The sequence below is a fragment of the Streptacidiphilus sp. BW17 genome (genome assembly GCF_041262485.1).
In the GTDB taxonomy this organism is placed as follows: domain Bacteria; phylum Actinomycetota; class Actinomycetes; order Streptomycetales; family Streptomycetaceae; genus Streptacidiphilus.
On record NZ_JBGCCR010000043.1, the window covers coordinates 1 to 17,659 of the forward strand.

A 17,659-nucleotide genomic window follows, 5' to 3' on the forward strand; every position below is an offset into this window, starting at 1 on the left:
TCCATAGAACAATTATCAAGCCACAACCCCACCCAAGACCATGGCCCATCAGGACTATCTTCCGAACACGAACGAGTTAGTCATTCCGTTCGATTACTCGGATGCCAACGGCGGAACCTCGACACCGCCCTCGCGGGCCTCCCGGAGGGCTTCCTCCAGCTCGTCGAGGGCGCGAGAGACACCCACCGGATCCTTGATGGCCACCGCGGTCGCCAGCGCGGAGCGGGCGTCGGCAACCTGTCGAAGGAGGACCTCGGCCGACTTGCGGCCCGGCTCCCCCAGGTAGCCGGACTGATCGACCTGATCGAATCCAGCGACGTCCTCGACCTGGTCGAGCTGCTCGTTCCGGTCCACCGCGGCCTCCTCACAATGCACGCTGGAAGCCCCTCCCACAGCCACCTTCGCAGGGATTGAAGAATTCTTCAATTCACACTTCAACGGACCTCAATCTCAAGGCCAAGGCAGAGGTCAGGCGGAGGCCAGGCCGAGGTCATGTCGCCAGGGATCACAACCAGCCCAGCCGTGATCCTTGACAGCCGCCCGACCCGCGACGGACGATCAACCGAACATTCGGTTGGCAACCACATCCAGTCAGTGGATCCGTGGCGCGCCCGACTGGTAGGCAGGAGTTCCGCGCATGCCCGTCCCCACCTCGACTCCCCCGGCCGACCTGCTCGACGCCGGCGAGCGGCTCAGCCCGGAGGAGTTGCACGCGCACCAGCTCAGGCAACTGCGCTGGACTCTCCGTCACGCCTACGACAACGTCGAGCTCTACCGGCGCAAGTTCGACGCGGCCGGGGTGGCTCCGGACGACTGCCGCAGTCTGGCCGATCTGGCGCGGTTCCCGTTCACCACCAAAGCGGACCTGCGCGAGACGTACCCGTTCGGGATGTTCGCGGTGCCGATGGAGCGGGTGCGGCGGATCCATGCGTCCAGCGGCACCACAGGGCGGCCGACAGTGGTCGGGTACACGGACGGCGACCTGGACCTGTGGGCCGACGTGGTGGCCCGTTCGATCCGCGCGGCGGGCGGGCGGCCGGGGCACAAGGTGCACGTGTCGTACGGGTACGGGCTGTTCACCGGGGGGCTCGGCGCGCACTACGGCGCGGAACGGGCCGGGTGCACGGTGATCCCGGCGTCCGGCGGGATGACCGCGCGGCAGGTGCAGATCATCCAGGACTTCCGGCCCGAGATCATCATGGTCACGCCGTCCTACATGCTGACGCTGCTGGACGAGTTCGAGCGGCAGGGGGTCGACCCGCGCAGCACCTCACTCCAGGTCGGCATCTTCGGGGCGGAGCCGTGGACCGAGGAGATGCGGCGCGAGATCGAGGAACGGCTCGACATCCACGCCGTGGACATCTACGGGCTGTCGGAGGTGATCGGTCCGGGCGTGGCGAGCGAGTGCGTCGAGACCAAGGACGGGCTGCACATCTGGGAGGACCACTTCTTCCCCGAGGTGGTGGACCCGGTGACGGACGAGGTGCTCGACGCGGACGTGATGGCTGCGGGCGGCACCGGCGAGCTGGTCTTCACCTCACTCACCAAGGAGGCGCTGCCGATCATCCGCTACCGCACCCGTGACCTGACCCGGCTGCTGCCCGGCACAGCCCGGCCCGCGTTCCGTCGGATGGAGAAGGTGACCGGGCGCTCGGACGACATGATCATCCTGCGCGGGGTCAACGTCTTCCCGACCCAGATCGAGGAGGTCGTGCTGCGCACACCCACCGTCGCACCCCACTTCCAGCTGCGGCTGACCCGGAGCGGACGGCTGGACCGCATGGAGGTCCGGGTCGAGGCACGGCCCGACGCCACCACGTCGGAGCGCGACGCGGCGGCTGCGGAGATCGCGCGGGGGGTGAAGGACAGCGTCGGCATCAGCGTCGCGGTGACGGTCGTGGACCCGGAGACGTTGGAGCGGTCGGTCGGCAAGATCAAGCGCGTCTTCGACCTGCGCAGCCAGGACGACACCGGGAACTGAACGGCGCTGAACGGCACGAAGCGGCGCTGAACGGCGCGACTTCCGAGGTCCCGGCCCTGCCGCCTCTTGTTACTGGCGAGTTAACTCCCTAGCATCGGCTCTACGCAGTCATGTCGCCGCTCCCCGTTCTGTGGAGGCCCGATGCCCGAGTCCGCCGCGCCGATCCCCGACCCACCCGCCCAGGCGGGACCGCTCGCCGGTGTCCGGGTGGTGGAGCTGGCGGGGCTGGGGCCCGGGCCGTTCGCGGCGATGCTGCTGGCCGACCTCGGCGCGGACGTGGTGCGGGTGGACCGGCCCGGAGGCGCGCCGCTCGCCGGGGATCCGGCGCTGGACGTCACCAACCGGGGCAAGCGCAGCGTGGTCCTCGACCTCAAGTCGGCGGACGGAGTGGCGCAGGTGCTCGACCTGGTCGGGCGCGCGGACCTGCTGATCGAGGGGTACCGGCCGGGCGTGGCCGAACGCCTGGGCGTGGGACCGGCCGACTGCCTCGCCAGGAACCCCCGGCTCGTGTACGGCCGGATGACCGGCTGGGGGCAGGAGGGGCCGCTGGCCCAGGCCGCGGGGCACGACATCGGGTACATCGCCACTGCGGGCGTGCTCGGGCTGGTCGGCGCGGCGGACGGGCCGCCCGCGATCCCGGTCAACCTGGTGGGCGACTACGCGGGCGGCTCGCTCTACCTGGTCGTCGGCCTGCTGGCGGGGCTGCACCACGCCCGCGCGACGGGACAGGGACAGGTGGTGGACGCCGCCATCGTGGACGGCGCGGCCCATCTGACCACGGTGCTGTGGGGGTTCATGGCGGGCGGGCGCTGGCAGGACCGGCGTGGCGTCAACATCATCGACGGCGGTGCGCCCTTCTATGCCGTCTACGCGACCGCCGACGGTCGACACATGGCCGTGGGCGCGCTGGAACCGCAGTTCTACGCCGAGTTCGCCAAGCTGCTGGACCTGCCCGCCGACGCGCCGGGGCAGCGCGACTTCGGGCGCTGGGACGACTTGCGCACGCTGATCACCGAACGCTTCGCCACCCGGACGCTGGCCGAGTGGCAGCAGGTCTTCGAGGGGACGGACGCGTGCGTCGCGCCGGTGCTCAACCTGCACGAAGCCGCCGAGCACCCGCACCTGCAGGCGCGGGGCAGCTACGCCGTTCACGACGGAGTCCCCCAGCCCGCGCCCGCACCCCGCTTCTCGGGCACTCCGACCGCCGTACCCCGCCCTCCGGCGCTGCCGGACGCGGGACGCGCCTCGGTCGCCGCCGACTGGGACCTGCCCGCCCTGCTCGACGCCGAAGCGGAAGCGGAAGCGGAAGCGGACGTGGACGTGGACGTGGACGCCAACGCGGACGCGGACGCGGACGCGGACGCCGAAGCCCCGCACGACCCTGACGCCAGGACGTGAGCCCCGGCTCCACGACCTCCGCGCACCCGAAGACCATCACCCCAAGACCATCACCCCAAACACCGTCCCACCCCAAAGACCATTCCACCCCTGACACTTCGCCAGAAAGCAGGCAGTCAGCGTGACCACCGGAACCCCCGAAGCATTCGTCTACGACGCGATCCGCACCCCGCGTGGCCGGGGGAAGGCGAGCGGGTCGCTGCACGGGACCAAGCCGATCGACCTCGTGGTCGGGCTGATCCACGAGATCCGGCGACGGTTCCCCGACCTCGACCCGGCGGCGATCGACGACGTCGTGCTCGGCGTGGTCAGCCCGCTCGGTGACCAGGGGTCGGACATCGCCAAGGTCGCCGCGATCGCCGCGGGGCTGCCGGACACGGTGGCCGGCGTCCAGGAGAACCGCTTCTGTGCCTCGGGCCTGGAGGCGGTCAACCTGGCTGCCGCCAAGGTCCGTTCGGGCTGGGAGGACCTGGTCCTGGCGGGCGGCGTGGAGTCGATGTCCCGGGTGAAGATGGGCAGCGACGGCGGCGCCTGGGCGATGGACCCGATGACCAGCTACGAGACCGGATTCGTGCCGCAGGGCGTGGGCGCGGACCTGATCGCCACCGTCGAGGGGTACTCGCGCACGGACGTCGACGCGTTCGCCGCCGAGTCCCAGGCCCGCGCGGCTGAGGCGCAGAAGGAGGGCCGGTTCGACCGCTCCGTCGTGCCGGTGCGCGACCGGAACGGCATCACCGTCCTCGACCGCGACGAGTTCATCCGCCCGGGCACCACCGCGGAGTCGCTGGCGGGCCTCAAGCCCTCCTTCGCGACCATTGGTGAGCTGGGCGGGTTCGACGCGGTGGCGCTGCAGAAGTACCACTGGATCGAGAAGATCGACCACGTGCACCACGCGGGCAACTCGTCCGGCATCGTGGACGGCGCGGCGCTGGTCGCGATCGGCAACGCCGAGGTGGGCGAGCGGTACGGGCTGACGCCGCGGGCGCGGATCGTCTCCGCGGCCGTCTCCGGGTCGGACCCGACGATCATGCTGACCGGCCCGGCCCCGGCGACCCGGAAGGCCCTGGCCAAGGCGGGTCTGACGGCCAAGGACATCGACCTGGTGGAGATCAACGAGGCCTTCGCCGCGGTGGCGCTGCGCTTCATCCGCGAGCTGGGCTTCGACCACGCGCAGGTCAACGTCAACGGCGGCGCGATCGCGCTGGGGCACCCGCTGGGTGCGACCGGGGCGATGCTGCTGGGCACCGTCCTGGACGAGTTGGAGCGGCGCGACCTACGCCGCGGCCTGATCACCCTCTGCGTGGGTGGCGGCATGGGCATCGCGACCGTCATCGAGCGACTGTGACGGCCGGTTCGAAGCCGCACCGCCCCTCCCCCTCGCCGCACGCCGACCCCGCGCCTGGAGACCACAACCCATGAGCACCGAGAACACCGCGACCGAGCAGAACACCACCGCAGCCGAGCAGTCCACGGTCCGCTTCGACCAGGACGCCGACGGTGTCGTCACCCTCGTCCTGGACGACCCCAACCAGTCGGTCAACACCATGAACACGGCCTTCACGGCCGACTTCGTCGCCGTCGTCGCGCGGCTGACCGCGCTGCGCGACGCGGGTGAGCTGCGCGGCGTGATCGTCACGTCCGCCAAGAAGACCTTCTTCGCCGGTGGCGACCTGCGCATGCTGAGCGCCGTCCAGCCCGCCGACGCGCAGGAGTTCTTCGAGGGCTCGCTGGTCCTCAAGCGCGCCCTGCGCGGGCTGGAGACGCTGGGCGTTCCCGTCGTCGCCGCGATCAACGGGGCCGCGCTCGGCGGTGGCCTGGAGCTCGCGCTGGCCTGCCACCACCGGGTGGCCCTGGACGCGCCGCAGGTCAAGATCGGGCTGCCGGAGGTGACGCTGGGTCTGCTGCCGGGCGGTGGCGGTGTAGTGCGTACCGTGCGGCTGCTCGGGATCACCGACGCGCTGCTCAAGGTGCTGCTGCAGGGACAGCAGTACCGGCCCGCGCAGGCCCTGGAGCACGGGCTGGTCCACGAGTTGGCAGCCGACCGCGACGAACTGCTGGCCAAGGCACGGGCGTTCGTCGAGGCAAACCCGACCGCGCAGCAGCCGTGGGACGTCAAGGGCTACAAGATCCCCGGCGGCACGCCGAGTTCGCCCGCCTTCGCCGCCAACCTCCCCGCCTTCCCGGCCAACCTGAAGAAGCAGCTGAACGGCGCGCCCTACCCGGCGCCGCGCAACATCCTGGCCACCGCCGTCGAGTCGGCGCAGGTGGACATCGACACCGCCTTCACCATCGAGGCGCGCTACTTCACCGAGCTGGCGACCGGCCAGACCGCGAAGAACATGATCCAGGCGTTCTTCTTCGACCTCCAGGCCGTCAACTCGGGCGCCAACCGGCCCGCCGACGTCCCGGCCCGGAAGGTGACCAAGGTCGCGGTGCTGGGCGCGGGCATGATGGGCGCGGGGATCGCCTACTCCTGTGCCAGGGCGGGCATCCAGGTGGTGCTCAAGGACGTCAGCGCGGAGGCGGCCGAGCGGGGCAAGGACTACTCCCGCACCCTGCTCGCCAAGGCGCTGTCGCGCGGCCGGACCACCGAGGCCAAGCGGGACGCGCTGCTGGCCCTGATCACGCCGACCGGTGACGTGGCCGACCTGGCCGGCTGCGACGCGGTGATCGAGGCGGTCTTCGAGAACCCGGCGCTCAAGCACCAGGTCTTCGCCGAGATCCAGGACGTGGTCCTGCCCGACGCGCTGCTCTGCTCCAACACCTCGACGCTGCCGATCACGTCGCTGGCGGAGGGCGTCAAGCGGCGCGAGGACTTCATCGGGCTGCACTTCTTCTCGCCGGTGGACAAGATGCCGCTGGTCGAGATCATCAAGGGCGAGCAGACCGGCGACGAGGCGCTGGCCCGGGCGTTCGACCTGGTCCGGCAGATCAACAAGACCCCGATCGTGGTGAACGACTCGCGCGGCTTCTTCACCTCGCGGGTGATCGGGCAGTTCATCAACGAAGGCGTGGCGATGGTCGGCGAGGGCGTCGACCCGGCGTCGGTCGAGCAGGCGGCGGCGCAGGCCGGGTACCCGGCGAAGGTGCTGTCGCTGATGGACGAGCTGACGCTGACCCTGCCGCGCAAGATCCGCGAGGAGTCCCGGCTGGCGGCCGAGGCCGAGGGCCGTGCCTGGGCCCCGCACCCGGCGGACGTGGTGCTGGACCGGATGCTGGACGAGTTCGGCCGCACCGGACGCAGCGGCGGCGCGGGCTTCTACGACTACGTCGACGGCAAGCGGGCCGGGCTGTGGCCGGGGCTGCGCGAGCACTTCACCAAGCCCGGCAGCACCGGCTCCGAGGGACTGGAGGCATCCGGGCGAGCGGAGGCATCCGAGGGAGTGGGCGTCCCGTTCCGCGACATGCAGGAGCGGATGCTCTTCGCCGAGGCGCTGGACACCGTCCGCTGCCTGGAGGAGGGCGTGCTCACCTCGGTGGCGGACGCCAACATCGGCAGCATCCTGGGGATCGGCTTCCCAGGCTGGACCGGCGGCGTGCTGCAGTACGTCAACGGCTACGAGGGCGGTCTGGCCGGGTTCACGGCGCGCGCACGCGAATTGGCGGCGGCCTACGGCGAGCGGTTCGAGCCCCCGGCGCTGCTGGTCGAGATGGCCGGTCGCGGCGAGACGTTCACGGACTGAGCCGAGTTCAAGGACTGAGCCAAGAGCCGAGCGCAGGTCGGCGCGTCCGCCCCAGAACGCGAGTTCAGGCGGGCGCGCCGCCGTAGTACACCAGCGACACCCCGTACACGGCGGACGCGACCGCCGCCGTCGCCAGGAACGGCCAGGCGACGGCGCGCCGGTCGGCGAGCCACTGGGCCAAGGGGTAGAGCAGGGTGAAAGCCGGGAGCAGGAACCGGGCGATCGGCGGGTAGGGCGAGGCGTTGACGACGTCGACCAGGACCATGCCCGCCCCGAAGACCAACAGCGGCAGCGGCTGCCTGCGGTAGCCGCGCCGGCACAGGGCTGCCACGAGCAGCACCAGGTAGCCGATCCCGGTGAGCGCCTCCGGGAGTTTGCCGACGGCCCAGTGGCGGGCGCTCGCGTTGGAGCCGAAGAGGTCCGCGGTGAGCCGGGCGTACCAGTGCAGGGTGCTGCCGCCCCAGTCGAGGCCGGTGTTCCACGCGTCCTGGATGTGGAAGTAGGCGTCGAGCGAGTGCGCGGCCAGGCTCACATAGACCACGTAGCCGAGCCAGCCGAGCGGGGCGAGCACCACGGCCGCCGCCGGACGCCATCGTCCGTCCCGCAGGTGCAGCAGGCCGCGCAGGCCCGGCGGGCGATCGCGCCACAGACGTATCAGCGCGGTCAGCGCGACCGCCGCTATCAGCGCGGAGGCGCTCGGTCGGGTCAGCCCGGCCAGGGCGCAGAGCACCCCCGCGCTGACCCAGCGTTCCGCCAGCAGGGCGTAGAGGCTCCAGGCGCAGAGGGCGGTGAAGAGCGCCTCCGAGTAACCCATGGACTCCACCGCGGCCAGCGGCAGGACGCCCCAGAGCACGGCGGCGATGACGCCGACCCGACGGCTCCAGAGGCGGTCGGCGATGGCGAAGATCGCCCAGGCCGCCGCCAGGGAGGACACCCAGGAGACGGCGACCAGGGCGCCGGCCGTGTCGATCCCGGTGACCTCGCGAACCGCGCGGGCCAGGCCGGGGTAGAGCGGGAAGAAGGCGCGCGGCGAGTAGGGGATGCCGTGCGCGCCGATCGCGCCGTTGCTCCGGGAGTAGCCGTGGTCGACGATCAGGGCGTACCAACCGGCGTCCCAGAGCGTGCCGAGCCGGGCGATCGGGTCCTTGCCGTGGGCCCATCCGTACCCGAGGACCAGCACGATCCCGAGCCCGCGGACGGCCGCGAAGGCGACGAGCGCGGGCGCGGCGCGCCCCACGGTCCGGCGCAGCGCGGGTCCGCTGTCAGCGGGACGGGAGAGGGGTACGGGCCGGGCCCGGACGGAGGTCATACACGGCCAGCGTAGGGCGTGGTGTGAAGGTCTCGCCTGCTCAGCGGGCGGCCGGCGCTACCTTCGCACCACGCGCTGGGCGCCCGCCGCGATCACCGCTCGCGGGCCTCCGCGCGCCGGAGGGCGGCTCGGAGGGTGGTGCGGACCTCCGCCTCGGGGGTCTCGGGCACGCCGAGTTCGGCGGCGATGCGGCGGTGGGCGCCGGGGTCGGGGCGAGACCCCGATGCGGCCTCCGGGGTCCGCTGGGTGGGCAGCGGGGCCTGGCCCGCTCCGAGTGCGGCCCGCTCGATGCCGACCAACAGGTCGATCAGGCCGTGGTCGGCGTATCCGGCGGCACCGGCCCGGAGCCGGGTGCTGACGCTGCGGTAGAAGGCGCGGCCCGCCTGGCGGCGGAGTTGGTCGCGCAGGCGCGGCGGCACGGGCGCGAGGGCACGCTCCAGCGCGGGCCCGGTGGCCTGCCAGAGGAATCGCGCGGCACGGACCGACTCCTCGGCGGGGATGCCGTCGAGGGCGCGCCGGGCGCCGAGCAGTTCGACGCTGACCAGTGCGGCATCGGACACCTGGGGCTGCTCGCCACGCAGTCCGGCCGCGCACTCGCGCAGCACGTTCTCGACGTTGCGGCGGACCCTGGGCCAACGGCCGGTCGCGACCAGGGGGCTCTCGGCCTCGGCGAGCAACGCGGCGTAGGCGGCGATGACACCCGGCCGTTCCTCCTCGAACCGGCCGGCCGCCGCCTGATCCGCTGCCACCTGCCGCCCCCTTCACCGGACCTCGACCCACCGACGGTTCGATCCTAAGCGCAGCCCTCCAGCCCTACGCGCAGCCCTGGGCACAGCCCTCCGCGCGGCAGGACGGGGACGGGCGCAGAGGGTTGCCGGACCACCTGCCACAGGACGCGCAAGCGTCGGCCGCGATGTGCAGCGATGAATCCGGAGAGGCATCAGCAGACGCATCCGCAGACCCTTCCGGCGAAATCTCCGGCGACGCTTCCGGCGACCGGCGGAAGATCAGTGCGGCCACCACGCCGCCGAGCGCCGCTCCCATCAGCTGCGCGGCAAGGAAGGCGGGGAGTGACGCCGGAGCCAGGCCGGACGGGCCGCCGGTGAGCGAACGGGCCACGGTGACGGCGGGGTTGGCGAAGGCACCGGAGGAGGTGGACCAGATCCCGGCCGCGACGTAAGCGGCCACCGCCGACGGGATCATCCGGTCCCGGCCGGTGCGGTCGAGGCCCTGCACGACCAGGATCAGCCCGGCGGTGCCGACCACCTCCCCGAGCAGCGTCCCGGCCCCGCCCAGGCGCGCGCCGGTTGCGGCCAGCAGCGGCCTGCCGAACATCGCCTCGGCCAGCACCGCGCCGACGGCGGCACCGAGCAGCTGCGCGACGAGACGGACGACGCGGGCGCGCACGGAGAGACCTCGCACGGTGAGGGTGACCACCGGATTGAGGTGACCGCCGGAGACCGGGGCGAAGAGCAGGATCAGCACCCCGAGCGCACTGGAGGTCGCCAGCGAGGTCGCCAGGAGCACCGTGGCGGGATCACGACCGAGCGCGACCGCCTTGTCCGTCGACCCGACCACCACCGCCGCCAGCAGCGCCGTCCCCACCAGCTCCGCCCCGGCCCGACGCCATGCCACCCCACCGAACCCTGTCCCCATAAGGGGCAGAGAAGCGTCATTTCAACATTTTGTCAATTTTTACCCGAACTCACGCCGCCCGCATACCCGGCACAGGTCCGACATGCAACCAATGCGAGCCCGACACACGTCTGCCCCAAGGCAGGCGCGGCCCTGACACAGGTTGTGCGCAGGTCGTGCGCAGCTCCGCCACTCGAACGCAAAGCCGCACGTCGGCCCGCCTTCACTCCGAACCGGATCTCACCTCAATTTTCCGATCCGTACACATTGAGCTGACAGGATGACGTCATGCTCGGCTCCTCATGCCGACCGATCTTCGAGCCCTTCCCATCACCGAGGAAACCGTGAGCGTTCCGACCAGCGCGCCCGAGCAGCCCGAGCAGAAGGCAGGCCAGGCGCACGCGCCGACCTCCGGCCTCGCGATCCGCCTCCCGGTACGGACCCCGAGAGGGTGGCGCACCGGACTGGCCCTGGCGCTCCGGGCCGCCGAACCGGCACTGCTGCTCTTCATGGTGGTGCGCGCCGTCGGCATGTCGCTCATCATCTTCCTCAGCCCGGGCTCGGTGAGCTACGCACTGCGTCGGCTGGCCCTGCACTGGGACGCGTCCTGGTACCTGGACATAGCCCAGCACGGCTACGACCACGCGATACGTCCGATGCTGCCCGGCGCGACGATACAGACGACCAACCTGGCCTTCTTCCCGGTCTATCCGGCGATGATCAAGGTCACCCACACCGTGCTGCCCTTCCTGAGCTGGGGCACGGTCGGGGTGCTGACCGCCTCGGCGTGCGCGGTAGGCGCGGCCTGGGGCATCTTCGCGGCGACGTCGTTCCGCTACGGCGACAAGATCGGCACGATCGCCGCGCTGCTGTGGGGCGTGGCCCCGGTCGCCGCCGTCGAGACGGCGGGCTACAGCGAGTCGGCGTTCACCATGTTCTCCGCCTGGGCGCTCTACTGCGTGGTCTCCCGGCGCTGGATCGCGGCCGGAGTGCTGTCGGTCCTCGCGGGCCTGACCCGGCCGACCGGCGTCGCCGTCGCGGCGGCGGTGATGTGCGCGGCGGCCATGGAGATCTGGCTGCGCTACCAGGAGCGCCGCTCAGAGCAGGGACGCACCCGGCTCCTCCCCTGGCTGGACCGGCTCCCCTGGTTCGACGGCACCGACCTCGCCGCCGCCCCGGTCGCCGACGAGCCGCCGCTATGGAAGCCGCTGGCGGCGATCCTGATGGCGCCCGTCGGCTGGGTCGGCTTCGTCGCCTGGACGGCGCTGCGCCTGCACAGCTGGAACGCCTACTTCCAGATACAGGCGGGCTGGCACTCCAAGTTCAACTTCGGCGCGTCGACCGCGCACGACATGCGGCTGCTCTTCACCTCGGCCAACCCGGTCGGCCTGTACTACCCGGTGGTAGCCGGGGTGCTGATCGCGGCGGCAGTGGTCTTCGTGACCTCACTGGCGCAGCGTCAGCCGCTGGCGTTCGTGATGTTCAGCTTCGTCATCATGGTGATCTCCTACGGCGACACCGCCTTCTTCTCCTCGCGGGCCCGGTTCCTGCTGCCGGCCTTCCCGCTGCTGATCCCGCTGGCGGCGGGGCTGGCCCGGGTGCGGACCAAGGCCACGCTCTACGCGGTCCTCGCGGCCTGCGCGATCTCGTCCGGGCTCTACGGCGCGTACATCCTGCTGTACTCGCCCAGCGCGCCCTGAGCCCCAGCACACCCTGAACCCTGCTGCACCCCGAGCCACACTGCACCCTGAACCCCATCGCTCCCTGAACCACAGATTCCACCCGGCAGCTCCTCTTCCGCGCACCCTCTTGTCGGCGAAGCTACTCTCCGGTAATTCTTACTGACACCAGGTCTAGTAAGGGAGCGTCGCCATGCCCGCCGAGATCGCGTACCAGCACGAAACACCGCACGGCCCGCGCACCGTCACCGTGCGGTACGAGCGCCGGGGCAGCGGTACCCCGCTGCTCCTGATGCACGGGATCGGCCACCACTGGCAGGCCTGGGAGCCGGTGCTCCCCGCGCTGGCCGAGCGGCACGACGTGATCGCGATCGACCTGCCCGGCTTCGGCGCGTCCGCGCCGCTTCCGGCCGGGGTCGCGTACGACCTGGAGTCGGTCGTGCCGGGCCTCGGCTCGCTCTGCGCCGCACTGGAGGTGGAGCGCCCGCACGTGGTCGGCAACTCGCTCGGCGGGCTGCTGGCGCTGGAGATGGGCCGACGTGGACTGGCGCGCTCGGTGACGGCGCTCTCGCCCGCCGGGTTCTGGACCCGGCCGGAGCAGGCCTACGCGTTCGGCGTGCTGCTCGGTATGCGCTTCGGCGCGCGGACCCTGCCCGCCCCGCTGGCCCGCCGGCTCGCCGAGAACCCGTCCACCCGCGGCCTGCTCGTCGGCTCGATCTACGCCCGCCCGAAGCTGCGCGCGCCCGAGGACGCACTGGCCGAGACCCGGGCGCTGCGCGGCGCGAAGGGCTTCGCCGCGACCCTCAAGGCGGGACGCGGCGTCGACTACCGCGTCGACGTCAGCGGTGTCCCGGTGACCATCGGCTGGGGCACCAAGGACCGGCTGCTGGTCCCCAGGCAGGCCGACCGCGCGGAGATCCGGCTGCCCAAGGCGAAGGTCGTCCGGCTGCCGGGCTGCGGCCACGTGCCGATGAACGACGACCCGGCGCTGGTCGCGGAGACCATCCTCGGCGCCGTCGCCGCCGCGGAGGCGTGACACGCGCCCCGGGCGCGCCCCCGTCCCGGATTCCGGACGACCTCACCCGATGGAGTGATACCAGCCCCCTCACTCGCCCGCCGAGAAAGCGCAGGTCAGCGGTGTCAATTCGGCTGCAGCCGGAGCATGCGGGCGCGGCCGGAGCTGCTGACGGCATGTCACGATGCGCTCGTGCCAGTGATGTCCCGAGATCCTGCGGCTCCTCTCGACGACGAGCCGGACGACGGCGCGGTACCTGTCTCCGCCGAGCCGCGCACCGAGCGCCTGCGCCGGGTCGGCCGCTGGGTGCTGGCCGGGCACAGCGCGCCGGAACTGCTGCGGCTGCCGCCTGCCCAGGTCAACCGGATGCTGACGGTGCTCGCCTGCGCGTCCATGCTGATCGGCGCGCGCGACATCTGGAACCGCACCATCGTCAACCAGCAGGTGCACGCCTTCGCGGTGATCCTGTACTTCGGCGCGATCCTGGTGATCGCCGTACTGGCGCTGAGCGTGCGGACCCGGCGGGTGATGACGCTGGTGGACGCGTTCATGCTGGCCGTCGCCGCGCTGCAGTGCGTCAACCGGTTCTACGTGGTCACCGCCGCGCAGCCGCCCGCGCCCGGGGTGGTGTCCAGTCATGTGTACTACGGCACCGACGAGGGCTCGCTGATCCACATGGCGGCCCGGACCCTGCTGCACCACGGCCGCATCTACGGGACCCAGTGGCCGCAGATCTTCTCGATGTTCCACGTCGGAACCACCCCGCTGATGAACGGCGGCGCGGCGACCGGCCTCGACTACCCGCCGCTGGGGCCGATCTTCACCGCGGTCCCGATGAAGCTGGGCCTGAGCCACCCGCCCGCCGGGCTGGCGGCGACGGCGATGCTGCTGCTGGCCTCGGTGGTGATGTTCCTGCTGCTGCCGGTCTCCTGGCGCCCGGTCGCGGTGATCGTCTGCTTCGGCTTCGGCTGGCTGCCCAACTATGCGCAGATGGGCTACCCGGGCTGCATGGAGCTGCCGTTCCTGCTGGTCACCGTGGCCTACTGGCACCGGACCGGGCGTGGCGGACGGCTCGGCCTGATCGGCGTCACCCAGGCCGTCTGCCTCGGGATCGCGGCCTGCCTGCACCAGCTGACCTGGTTCCTGACGCCGTTCCTGCTGATCGGGATGTTCATGATCCGGCGCGGCGAGATGCCCGCGCGGGACGCGGCACGGGTGGTGCTGCGCTACGCGGCGATCACCGCCGGGGTCTTCCTGGCGATCAACCTGCCGTTCATCCTGCAGGGCACGCACGCCTGGCTGCGCGGGGTGCTCACCCCGCTGACCCAGCAGGCGATCCCGGCCGGGCAGGGGCTGGTCGGGATCTCCTCGTTCTTCACCTCCGGCAGCGGTGGCCTGCATCTCTACAGCGTGGCCGGGCAGTTGCTCTGCCTGGCGATGATGGTGCTGCTGGTGCTCTTCCCGCGGCGGCTGGGACCGGCGGTGACCGTGATGCCGTGGCTGGTCTTCTACCTGTCGACCCGGTCGCAGCAGGACTACTTCGACCTGACCGTGCCGCTGTGGGTGATGGCCGCGGCGACGGTCTCCGCCGCCGACTTCGACCGCGCCTGGCACCCGCGCGCAGGCTGGCTCGGCTCGCGGGCGGTACGCGCCGCGCTGGTGCCGGTGCTGCTCGCGCCGACGGTGGTCACCATCTCGGCGGCCATGCTCACTCCCCCGCCGCTGCAGATGTCTGTGACCGCGATGAGCGGCAGCGACGGCGCCGGCGAACTCGCGCTGCTGGACCTGCTGCAGCGGGTGCAGGTGACGGTGACCAACACCAGCGACGAGGCGGTCACCCCGCACTTCGCCACCAGCACCGGGGCGACCATCTCGGACTACTGGAAGGTGCTCTCCGGCCCGGCCACGCTGCCGGCCCGCACCACCGCCGTGTACCGGCTCAAGGCCCCGTACGGCGGCGTGGACACCCCCGGCGTCAAGGGCAGGATCCTGCTGCGCGCGGTGACCCCGCAGCCGATGAGCATCTCCTCGGAGCTGATCGGCGTCGGGCCGGACCCGTCGACGCTGTCGCCGAAGCTCAAGAAGATCCTCTCATCGGGACTCGGCCTCGGCAGGCACAGCTCCGACAGCGTCGGCACCTCCTCGCCCGTCGAGGGGATCAACGGGCGCTGAGCCCGCCGCATCACAGCCTGACCGTCTCTCACGGCTTGTACGGCAGCGCGGGCACCTGGAAGCAGTTGGTGTTCATGTCCGGGACCTGGGTGGCCCAGCCGCCCTGGCCACCGTCGGCCGAGTCCTCCCAACGGGCCACGTTCAGGCAGGCCTTGGTGGGGCCGGTCGGCGGGTGGGCGCTCGGCACGAACGAGGCCGGGATCAGCAGACCGTGGGCGTCGTAGGGCTGCGGGCGCTGCATGTAGGCGTCGACGCAGGAGCGGGTCACGTCCGCGCCGCAGGAGGTGGCGGCGTCGGTGAACCACTGGGCGCCCGCCCAGCCCAGTAGCTCCCACTCGGACAACTGGCCCTGCTGGTCCGGGTAGTACTTCTGCATCGCCGCCCGGAACGCGGCGACCGCCGGGTACTGCGTGTCCTCGTAGTTGCGGGCGTCCGAGGTGGCCCACAGGACGTCGCGGCAGCCGGGCACGGAGGCGTAGTCGGAGCGGATCTCGTCGGACCAGTTCTGCTCGTTGGTCACCTTGGCCGTCACACTGACCCCCGCCGAGGCCATCGCCTGGCAGAGGCCGGTGTTGCCGCGCAGGTCCATCGCGTCGAGTAGGAGCTGGGCGTGGTCGGCCTTCATGCCGGCGGCGACGGCGGCGAAGTCAGGCAGGGCGAAGTCGACGGTCTCGTTGAGCACCGAGTAGCCCTCGGCCTTGAGTCCCTGGGTGAGCTGCGCGGCGTAGCGGAGGGAGTCGGACTGGTTGTAGGCGACGACCACGGCGCGGCTGAGGCCGAGCTTGGTCGTGAAGTACCGGTAGACCTCGGTGGTCTGGTAGAGCACGCCGTTCCAGCCGACCGTCCTGCCGTCGCGCGGTTCGTCGGTGCCGTAGATCTGATAGAGGTGCGGGTACTGGTCGTAGGCCGTGCCGATGGTGATGCCGCCGATGTCGGGGACACCCTGCGCGCTCACGTAGGGCGCGCCCGCGTACTCCAGCTCGGTCCCGGCGACCAGGGCGACCACGTGGTCCTGGTCGATCAGCTGGTGCACGCAGCTCTGGTTGCCGATGCCGGAGCCGCTGTCGTCGCACGGATAGACCTTGACCTGGCGGCCGTTGATCCCGCCGGCCGCGTTGAGCGCCTGGAAGAAGGCCTGGGCGCCGGTCGTCGGCCCGGAGAAGGTGTCGCCGCCCAGCGGGCTGCTGATCGAGGCGATGATGCCGACCGGGATCGGGGGCTGCGCCGTGCCCCCGGGGACGGCTGGCGCGGTGCCGCCGAAGTCCCGCAGCGGCACTCGGCTGCCGCACGCGGTCGCACACAGCAGGAGCAGCGCGAGGACGGCCGCCCGGACCCTCCTCGCGCGTGCGGAGCGCAGGACGCTCACCCGCTCACCTCAGGAGCAGCCGGGGATCGGCGAGGAGCCGGCCTTGAGTTGGAGCAACCCGCACAGGGTCGTGTCGGCGACCTTCCACACTCCGCCCTCTTCGACGGACTTGCCGGTGCTGTTGGGCAGGGCTTCGGCGCCGCTCAGGCAGACGTTGTAGGTGACCTCGGCGGTGGTGGCGCCGGTGAAGTCCACCTTGGTGACGCCGACCGTCGTCTGCGCCGCCTGCGGGTCCTTGCCGAAGGCCAGCAGCACCGGGGTGAACTTGACCCCGTTCTGCAACAGCGCGACCTTGGCGGTGTCGGAGGTCGACGGGTCGAAGAACTTGTTGTAGTTCGCGGCGACCTGCTGGGCGGCCGTCTTCACGTCGGCGGGTCCGCTGCCGGAGACCGTGTACGGCACCGAGCTGCCGCAGGCTGCGGCTGCGGCACTTCCACTGGGGCCGGCGGGCGCACTGCCGGCCGCGCCCGAAGTGGCCGACGCCGAGGGCGAGCCGGAGCCACTGCTGCCGCCACTGCTGCTGCAGGCCGCCGCGAGCAGCAGGACCGCCGCCGCGGTACCGGCCCGGAAGAGGACGGTCCTGGTTCGGCCCGTACCTCGTTCTGTGTCCACCAACCGCTCTGTGTCCATCAACCTTCACCGCCCTGTCCTGGGTTGCGAGAGAGTCGAGAGAGATGGGTGCGGAGATCTGACTTAGCATCAGCTCTGGATCCCCAAGCTAGCTCCCGGGGATCGTCAGGAACCCTCCCGTGCGGGTATTGATGAGGGAACGTGACCATTCGGCCCAGAGCCTGAGAGCCCGAGATCCCGAGAGAGGAACCCCATGATGCGGAGGTTCACGATGCGGGGCTTCACGGTTCGCGGTTTCACGGTGCGAGGGTTCACGGCGGGGTGGACGCAGTTGGGCTGGGTGCTGGGCGCGGCGGGCGCCCTGCTGTGCGTGCTCGGCTGGTACGGCATCTCCGGCGAGCGTTTCGCCGAGCGGCAGATCCCGTACCTCGCGTCGGCCACGGTTCCCGGCGCGGCGCTGATCGTCGCGGGCGCGGTCCTGCTGGCCCGGCCCGGGGCGGCCGAGGAGGAGGCGCGGCGCGATCGGATCGGTGAGGACGACCGGCTGCGCCGCCAGCTGGCCCTACTGTACGACCTGCTGGTCGAGGAGGCGACCCGGTCCCAGCAGGCCTCGGGCGGCGTTTCCGAGCCGGCCGTGACGCACCCCGGCAGCGCCGCCGAGCGGCTGGCGTACCTGCCGAACGGCCGCACGTACCACCGGGTCGGGTGCCTCCTGGTCGAGGGTCGCGGCGACGCGGTCCCGGTGACCCCGGCCGGGGCCCGCGAGCGCGGGCTGCGTCCGTGTCCGCTCTGCACGCCGGACCGGAACGCGGGTCCTGGCGACGCGGCTGACAGCGCGTCGGAGGCCTGAC

Annotated in this window: 14 protein-coding genes; 8 read left to right on the forward strand and 6 right to left on the reverse strand. The window is 71.6% G+C overall.

Features of this window, described 5'->3' with window-relative positions:
• Nucleotides 1–93: 93 nt before the first annotated feature.
• On the reverse strand, nt 94–354 hold the full coding sequence (locus tag ABH940_RS33395; protein WP_370106993.1) for a hypothetical protein: 261 nt from the start codon (nt 352–354) through the stop codon (nt 94–96).
• A 283-nt stretch (nt 355–637) separates the two neighbouring features.
• On the opposite strand from ABH940_RS33395, the gene paaK reads away from it, so the two are divergent.
• The 4 genes from paaK (at nt 638) to ABH940_RS33415 (ending at nt 7,062) form a co-directional block, all read left to right on the forward strand.
• Nucleotides 638–1,981 (forward strand): phenylacetate--CoA ligase PaaK, encoded by a 1,344-nt coding sequence (gene paaK, locus ABH940_RS33400; protein WP_370064910.1) that lies wholly within the window; start codon nt 638–640, stop codon nt 1,979–1,981.
• 141 nt (nt 1,982–2,122) lie between these two features.
• A complete protein-coding gene (locus ABH940_RS33405) occupies nt 2,123–3,379 on the forward strand; it encodes a CaiB/BaiF CoA transferase family protein (protein WP_370106994.1) in 1,257 nt (418 codons plus the stop codon).
• Between the two features lie 121 nt (nt 3,380–3,500).
• The gene (locus tag ABH940_RS33410) at nt 3,501–4,724 is read left to right on the forward strand and encodes an acetyl-CoA C-acetyltransferase (protein WP_370106995.1); all 1,224 of its coding nucleotides are present in this window, start codon (nt 3,501–3,503) and stop codon (nt 4,722–4,724) included.
• A gap of 70 nt (nt 4,725–4,794) precedes the next feature.
• Entirely contained in the window at nt 4,795–7,062 is a 2,268-nt protein-coding gene (locus tag ABH940_RS33415; RefSeq protein ID WP_370064916.1) for a 3-hydroxyacyl-CoA dehydrogenase NAD-binding domain-containing protein, read from the forward strand.
• Nucleotides 7,063–7,126: 64 nt separating this feature from the next.
• Here the strand turns inward: ABH940_RS33415 and ABH940_RS33420 are convergent, their stop codons facing one another.
• The 3 genes from ABH940_RS33420 to ABH940_RS33430 all read right to left on the reverse strand — a co-directional run bounded on the left by ABH940_RS33420 (nt 7,127) and on the right by ABH940_RS33430 (nt 10,006).
• Complete coding sequence (locus tag ABH940_RS33420) at nt 7,127–8,371, reverse strand: glycosyltransferase family 39 protein (RefSeq protein WP_370064918.1); 1,245 nt, start codon at nt 8,369–8,371, stop codon at nt 7,127–7,129.
• Between the two features lie 92 nt (nt 8,372–8,463).
• Nucleotides 8,464–9,120, reverse strand: a complete 657-nt coding sequence (locus ABH940_RS33425; RefSeq protein ID WP_370064920.1) for a hypothetical protein — start codon at nt 9,118–9,120, stop codon at nt 8,464–8,466.
• 64 nt (nt 9,121–9,184) lie between these two features.
• Entirely contained in the window at nt 9,185–10,006 is an 822-nt protein-coding gene (locus ABH940_RS33430) for an aquaporin (RefSeq protein ID WP_370064922.1), read from the reverse strand.
• Nucleotides 10,007–10,350: 344 nt separating this feature from the next.
• Between ABH940_RS33430 and ABH940_RS33435 the strand changes: the two genes are divergently transcribed.
• From ABH940_RS33435 to ABH940_RS33445, 3 genes are all read left to right on the forward strand, one after another.
• Entirely contained in the window at nt 10,351–11,706 is a 1,356-nt protein-coding gene (locus tag ABH940_RS33435) for a mannosyltransferase family protein (protein ID WP_370106996.1), read from the forward strand.
• Between the two features lie 172 nt (nt 11,707–11,878).
• Complete coding sequence (locus ABH940_RS33440) at nt 11,879–12,721, forward strand: alpha/beta fold hydrolase (protein ID WP_370064926.1); 843 nt, start codon at nt 11,879–11,881, stop codon at nt 12,719–12,721.
• A 180-nt stretch (nt 12,722–12,901) separates the two neighbouring features.
• Entirely contained in the window at nt 12,902–14,872 is a 1,971-nt protein-coding gene (locus ABH940_RS33445) for a hypothetical protein (RefSeq protein ID WP_370064928.1), read from the forward strand.
• Between the two features lie 28 nt (nt 14,873–14,900).
• On the opposite strand, the gene ABH940_RS33450 is transcribed toward ABH940_RS33445, so the two are convergent.
• Both ABH940_RS33450 and ABH940_RS33455 read right to left on the reverse strand, forming a co-directional pair.
• Nucleotides 14,901–16,238, reverse strand: coding sequence for an ABC transporter substrate-binding protein (locus ABH940_RS33450; protein WP_370064930.1), 1,338 nt, complete (start codon nt 16,236–16,238; stop codon nt 14,901–14,903).
• A gap of 9 nt (nt 16,239–16,247) precedes the next feature.
• Nucleotides 16,248–16,850 (reverse strand): hypothetical protein, encoded by a 603-nt coding sequence (locus ABH940_RS33455; RefSeq protein WP_370064932.1) that lies wholly within the window; start codon nt 16,848–16,850, stop codon nt 16,248–16,250.
• Between the two features lie 229 nt (nt 16,851–17,079).
• On the opposite strand from ABH940_RS33455, the gene ABH940_RS33460 reads away from it, so the two are divergent.
• The gene (locus ABH940_RS33460) at nt 17,080–17,658 is read left to right on the forward strand and encodes a hypothetical protein (RefSeq protein WP_370064934.1); all 579 of its coding nucleotides are present in this window, start codon (nt 17,080–17,082) and stop codon (nt 17,656–17,658) included.
• Nucleotide 17,659: the final 1 nt, after the last annotated feature.

Excerpts from the sequence above, each read along its gene's own strand:
- paaK (WP_370064910.1), top strand. The coding sequence starts at position 638 with ATGCCCGTCCCCACCTCGACTCCCCCGGCCGACCTGCTCGACGCCGGC.
- ABH940_RS33405 (WP_370106994.1), top strand. The coding sequence starts at position 2,123 with ATGCCCGAGTCCGCCGCGCCGATCCCCGACCCACCCGCCCAGGCGGGA.
- ABH940_RS33415 (WP_370064916.1), top strand. The coding sequence starts at position 4,795 with ATGAGCACCGAGAACACCGCGACCGAGCAGAACACCACCGCAGCCGAG.
- ABH940_RS33420 (WP_370064918.1), bottom strand. The coding sequence starts at position 8,371 with ATGACCTCCGTCCGGGCCCGGCCCGTACCCCTCTCCCGTCCCGCTGAC.
- ABH940_RS33440 (WP_370064926.1), top strand. The coding sequence starts at position 11,879 with ATGCCCGCCGAGATCGCGTACCAGCACGAAACACCGCACGGCCCGCGC.
- ABH940_RS33445 (WP_370064928.1), top strand. The coding sequence starts at position 12,902 with ATGTCCCGAGATCCTGCGGCTCCTCTCGACGACGAGCCGGACGACGGC.
- ABH940_RS33460 (WP_370064934.1), top strand. The coding sequence starts at position 17,080 with ATGCGGGGCTTCACGGTTCGCGGTTTCACGGTGCGAGGGTTCACGGCG.